Source organism: Streptomyces sp. NPDC057654, assembly GCF_042800135.1.
Taxonomy (GTDB): domain Bacteria; phylum Actinomycetota; class Actinomycetes; order Streptomycetales; family Streptomycetaceae; genus Streptomyces.
Genome location: NZ_JBHVHQ010000538.1, coordinates 1 through 5919 on the forward strand (window position 1 = coordinate 1; position 5919 = coordinate 5919).

General features: G+C 75.4%; 5 protein-coding genes. All 5 read left to right on the forward strand.

Annotated elements, in window-relative coordinates; translation table 11 throughout:
• A partial coding sequence (locus ACFU99_RS30000) for an ABC transporter permease (RefSeq protein WP_384397968.1) occupies positions 1-592 on the forward strand: 592 nt, incomplete at its 5' end.
• A gap of 48 nt (positions 593-640) precedes the next feature.
• Positions 641-2599 (forward strand): dipeptide/oligopeptide/nickel ABC transporter permease/ATP-binding protein, encoded by a 1959-nt coding sequence (locus ACFU99_RS30005; protein ID WP_384397970.1) that lies wholly within the window; start codon positions 641-643, stop codon positions 2597-2599.
• Entirely contained in the window at positions 2596-3717 is a 1122-nt protein-coding gene (locus tag ACFU99_RS30010) for an oligopeptide/dipeptide ABC transporter ATP-binding protein (RefSeq protein WP_384397972.1), read from the forward strand. The genes ACFU99_RS30005 and ACFU99_RS30010 overlap by 4 nt, the downstream gene beginning before the upstream one ends.
• A complete protein-coding gene (locus ACFU99_RS30015) occupies positions 3714-4790 on the forward strand; it encodes a dipeptidase (protein WP_384397974.1) in 1077 nt (358 codons plus the stop codon). Before ACFU99_RS30010 ends, ACFU99_RS30015 begins: the two co-directional genes overlap by 4 nt.
• A 55-nt stretch (positions 4791-4845) precedes the next feature.
• Positions 4846-5919 (forward strand): TolB family protein (locus tag ACFU99_RS30020; RefSeq protein WP_384397976.1); only part of this gene is annotated, 1074 nt, incomplete at its 3' end.

The window sequence follows — 5919 nt, forward strand, 5'->3', positions numbered from 1 at the left end:
GGGCGTGGGGATGGCCGTGCTGACCCGCGGCGGCCGGCGCAGGGGCGCCGAGCTGGCGTTCGCCTCGACCAGCGTGCTGCTGGCGGCGGTCCCCGAGTTCCTGCTGGCCGTCGGGCTCGTCTATGTGTTCTCGGTGCATCTGGGGTGGTTCCCCGTGGCCGGTCGCGGCGATATGAGTTCGTACGTGCTGCCCGTTCTGGCCCTGGCCGCCCAGCCCGCCGCCGTCCTCGCGCGGATCGTGCGCGTCGAGATGCTGGCCGTGCTCGGCCACGACTTCGTCCGTACGGCGCGCGCCAAGCGGCTGACCGCGGTGCGGGTCTACGCCCGGCACGCGCTGCCGAACGCCCTCACCGCGACGCTCACCATGGGCGGCCTGGTGCTGACAGGGCTGGTCGCCGGGACGGTGCTCGTCGAGAACGTCTTCGCGTGGCCGGGGCTCGGCTCGACGATCGTGCAGTCCATCCAGTCGAAGGACTACCCCGTGGTGCAGGCCGTCGTCCTCGTCTACGGCATCGGTGTGCTGACGGTGAATCTGCTGGTCGACGTGGTGCTCGCGGTGCTCGATCCGCGTTCGACGATCCGGGGGGCCTGAGCCGTGGGAAGAGACCGGAGTGACGGGTTCGCGAAGGTACGGGCCATCGTGCGCACGCCCGTGGGGGCCTGCTCCGCGACCCTGCTCGCCCTGCTGATCGCGCTGACCGCGCTCGCGCCCGTGCTGTGGGGCGGCCGGGCGGCCGCGATCGACACCGACGCGCTCCAGCAGGGGCCGACCGGCGCGCATGTGCTCGGCACGGACGGCCTGGGGCGGGACATCCTCGCCCGCGTCCTCGTCGCGACGCGGCTGTCCATCGAGCTCGCGGTGGAGGCCACGGTGATCGGGGTGGCGGCCGGTACGGTCCTGGGGACCGCGCCCGCGGTGCTGCCCCGGTGGGCGGGGCGGCTCGTGACCTCGGCCGTGAACATCGCCGTGGCCTTCCCCGGGCTGCTGCTCGCCCTCTTCTTCGCCATGATCTTCGGGGTCGGCGCCGAGGGCGCGGTGCTCGCCATCGGGTTCGCCATGGCGCCCGCGTTCGCGCGGCTGGTCCAGACGCTGTCCGCGGCGGTCGCGGGGCGGGACTTCGTGGCGGCGGCGCGCGTCGCCGGGGTGGGCCGCGTCCGGCTGCTCGTACGGCATGTGCTGCCCAACATCGGCGAGCCGCTGATCGTCAACGCCACCATCAGCGCGGGGATGGCGCTGCTCGCCTTCGCCGGGCTCTCGTTCCTCGGCATCGGGGTGCAGGCCCCGGCGTACGACTGGGGGCGGCTGCTCGGCGAGGGCCTCAACCAGATCTACGTCAACCCCACGGCGGCGCTCGCGCCGGGCGTCGCGGTGGTGGTCGCCGGGCTCGCCTTCAATCTGTTCGGGGAGACCGTGGCGGGCGTGGTCGGCGGGCGTGCGACGGCCCCCGCGCCACTGAGGGAGACGCCCGCGCCCGCCCCGGCGGCCCCCACGGCCCGCACCGAGGACGACGGCACCCGGCCCGTACTCGTCGTGGAGGATCTGCGTATCGCCTTCCCCGGTCCCGCCGGGCCCGTGACGCCCGTACGCGGCGTCAGCTTCACCGTCGGCGCCGGGGAATCCGTCGGCGTGGTCGGGGAGTCCGGGTCGGGGAAGAGCCTGACCGCGCTCGGGATCTCCCAGTTGATCGAGGCGCCGGGCGTCGTGACCGCCGCGCGTCTGGACTTCCTCGGGACGCCGCTGCTGCGGGCGTCCGACGCGCGGCTGCGGGAACTCCTCGGCACGTCGCTGGCCCTCGTCTTCCAGGACCCGATGACCTCCTTCAACCCGACGCAGCGGATCGGCCGGCAGCTCGCCGAGGTGTCCGAGCAGCACCAGGGGCTCTCACGCGGCAAGGCGCTCGCGCGGGCCGTGGAGCGGCTGCGCGGGGTGCGGGTCCCGGCGGCCGAGCGGCGGGCCCGCCAGTATCCGCACGAGTTCTCCGGCGGGATGCGGCAGCGGGCGATGATCGCGATGGGGCTGATGGGCGAGCCGCGCCTGGTCATCGCCGACGAGCCGACCACCGCCCTGGACGTCACCGTGCAGCGGGAGGTGCTGCGGCTGCTCGCCCGGGTGCGGGCGAGCGGGGCCGAGGAGCAACGGGGCCGGCGGGCGGCCCTGTTGCTGATCAGCCATGACATCACCGTCGTCGCGCAGAGCTGCCGGCGGGTGCTGGTCATGTACGCCGGGCGGATCGTGGAGGACCTGCCCACGGACGGGCTGCGCACCGCCGCGCGCCACCCGTACACACGGGCGCTCCTCGCCGCCGTCCCCGCGCTCGACACCGATCGGGACGCGCCGCTGGCGGTCATCCCGGGCAGGCCGCCGGAGCCGGGCCGGACCGGGGCGGGCTGCGCGTTCGCCGCGCGCTGCGCGTTCGCCGACGAGCGGTGCCGGGCGGCGGACCCGGTGCCGGTGGAGATCGCGACCGGGCCGCACGCGGGGCGGCACCGCGTGGCCTGCTGGCATCCGCAGGACGGGCGGGGCGACGCGGCCGGGTCCCGGCCGGAGCACAGGCCGCATGGTGGACACGGCGTCGAGGCCGCGGGAGGCAGTGCATGAGCGAGCTGGTCTTCGAGGAGGTGAGCGTGCGGTACGGGACCCGGCGCGGCGGGCTCACCGCCGTGGACGGCGTCAGCCTGACTGTGCCGTCGGGCCAGGTGGTCGGCCTGGTCGGCGAGTCGGGCTCCGGGAAGTCGACGCTCGCGCGCAGCGCCGTCGGCCTCGCGCCGGTCAGCGCGGGGCGGGTGCTGCTCGACGGCACGGACGTACGGCGGCCGGCGGGGCGGCGTCCGTTGCAGATGGTGTTCCAGGACCCGTACTCCTCGCTCGATCCGCGCATGAGCATCGGGGCGTCGATCAGCGAGGCCATGCCGCGCGGGGGCAGTACGCGCTTCGCGGGGAAACGTTCCGCGGAGCGGAAGGCCGAGGTGGCGCGCCTCCTCGAACTGGTCAACCTCGATCCGGACCGGGCCGGCCTGCTCCCCGGCCGGCTCTCCGGCGGTCAGCGCCAACGCGTCGCGCTGGCCCGCGCGCTGGCCGGCCGCCCGCAGGTGGTGATCGCGGACGAGATCACCTCCGCGCTCGACGTGTCGGTGCAGGGCGCGGTGCTCAACCTCGTCCGGGACGTACGGCGGCAGCTGGGGCTGTCCATGCTGTTCATCTCGCACAACCTCGCCGTCGTGCGGTACCTCAGCGACATCGTCGCCGTCATGTACCTGGGGCGGATCGTCGAGGCCGGGCCCACCGAACAGGTCCTCTCCGACCCTCAGCACCCCTATACCCGTGAGCTGTTGAGCGCCGCGCCGTCCTGGCACACGCCGCTGTTCGAGGACTTCGAGGACACAGCGCGACCGGGCGACGTGGCCGCCGAGCCGAGCGATCCGCACCGTCCGCCGTCCGGCTGCCGCTACCACCCGCGCTGCGCGGTGGGCCCGCTCGTACGGGCCGGCCGCGACGTGTGCCGCACCGCCGACCCTTCGCGGGACGCCGAGCGGCGCCCGCACCGGGCCGCCTGCCACTTCGCGGGAGAGCCCGACCAGCCCGGCGCCGAAGATCACAAACGTCCCGGAGCGGGTAGGTCCTCCCCGTCGGACGCCGAACGACCCGCCCCGCCGGGCGCCGACAGCCCCGCGCCCCCGACCGGAGATCCCGCCCCGCCCGAAGGAGCCCCAGCATGACCACAGCCCCCAGCCACTCCCTTGGCCGCTCCGCCGACCGCGCCGCCGAGCTGCACCGGCGCAGCGTCGTCGCCGACACCCACAACGACCTGCTCTGCGCGGTGACGACGCGGCCCGTGGAGCAATGGGCGTCGTTCTTCCGCGAGCAGTGGCTGCCCCAACTGGTGGCCGGCGGCGTGAACGTCCAGGTGCTGCCCGTCTTCATCGACGACGGGTACCGGCCCGAGGGGGCGCTGCGGCGGACCCTGCGCATGATCGAGGCCGCGCACCGGCTCGCCTCCGGGAACGCCGACGCGGTCCGGCTCTGCTACGACGGCGCCGACGTGGACGCGGCCCTGGCGGACGGGCGGATCGCGCTCGTACTCGCCCTGGAGAGCGCGCCGGGCGTCGGCGAGGACGTCGAGCTCCTTCAGACCCTGTACCGGCTCGGGGTGCGGATAGCGTCCCTCGCGCACTTCGGGCGCACGGCGCTCGCCGACGGCAGCGGCGAGGACGCGGCCGGGAGCCGGCTGACCCGCGCGGGCGTCGCGGCGGTCGCGGAGATGGAGCGCGTCGGCATGATGTTCGACATCAGCCACCTGGGCGCGGCGGGCGTCGGCCATGTGCTGGAGCTGGCGACCCGGCCGGTCATCGCCACCCACTCCTCGGCGCGTGCGCTGCGCGACCACCACCGCAACCTCACCGACGACCAGGTGAAGGCGACGGCCGCGAACGGCGGCGTGGTGTGCGTGAACTTCTTCGCGCCGTTCCTGCACGAGAGCGACTTCACCGTCGACCGGCTCGTCGACCACATCGAGCATCTCGCGAACGTCGCCGGGGTCGGCCATGTCGGGCTCGGCCCGGACTTCGTGCGGGAGGTGATGGCCGACACCACCCCGCCGTGCTGCGCGGACCCGATCGTGGAGGGCGTGCGCACCGACCGGTATGTGCCGGGTCTCGAAGGGCCCGCCGGGCTGCCGCTGGTGACCGAGGCGCTGCTGCGGCGCGGCTGGGCCGACGACGACGTCGCCCGCGTGCTCGGCGGCAATGTGCTCCGGCTCTTCCGCGACCGCCTCGGCCGCTCCGCCTCCTGACCGTCCCGCAGCCTGATCGCCCCTTCGATCCCACCACCCCCAGGAGGTACCGCACGTGACACCCCGCCTGCGCATCGACGACCTGTACCGCCTCGCGGTGCCCGAGCAGCCGGCCCTCTCGCCGGACGGCGCCGAGATCGTGTACGTCCTGCGCGCCGCCGACCGCGACGCCGACCGCGACACGACGACGCTGTGGCGGGTCGGGGCCGAGGGCGGCGAGCCCCGCCGGCTGACCGGCGGTCCGGCGGACACCGCGCCCGCCTGGTCGCCGGACGGGACCCGGATCGCCTTCCTGCGCTCTCAGGACGGCGGACCCGCGCAGGTGTGGCTGCTGCCCGCGGCGGGCGGCGAGGCCGAGCGGGTCACGGAGCTGCCGCTCGGCGCGGGCGCCCCGGTGTGGAGCCCGGACGGCGGCGCGCTCGCGTTCACCGCGCCCGCCGACCTGGACGCGTCCGACGGCGAGGGCGACGCCGACCGCGCGCTGCGCGCCAAGCGGCCCATCGTCGCGCGGCGGCTGAACTTCAAGGCGGACGGCGCGGGTCCGCTGCGCACGATACGCGCCCATCTGCACACGGTCCGCCTCGCCGACCGCGAGATCCGGCAGATCACGTACGGGGACTGGCACGCCGCCGCGCCCGCCTGGTCGCCCGACAGCACCCGGCTGGCCTTCACGGCCGCCCGCGGGGCCGACGCCGACCTGTCGATGAGCAGCGCCGCGTACGTCGTGGAGGTCGCCCCGCACCGCGCGGAGCCGGTCCTGGCCGGTTCGGACACCGGGCAGGCGGGGACCGTGACCTGGACGGCGGACGGCGAGGCGCTGCTGGTCGTGGGGTCGACGGTGGCGAAGGTCGGGCACTCCCGGCTGCTGCGGGTGCCGGTGGACGGCGGCGGCGAGCCCGCCGACCTCACCGGCCGCCTGGACCGCAATGTGATGCCCGGCGGCCTCGGCTACGCGGGGGCGCTCCCCCAGCTCACCGCCGACGGACGCGAGGTGCTGTTCTGCCTGCGGGACCGCGGTTCCACCCATCTGTACGCGGCCGGGCTCGACGGCGCCGCGCCGCGCCGGGTGGTCGGCGGCGGCGCGCTCCATGTGACCGGTATGTCGACGGCGGGCGGCGCCGTCGCGATC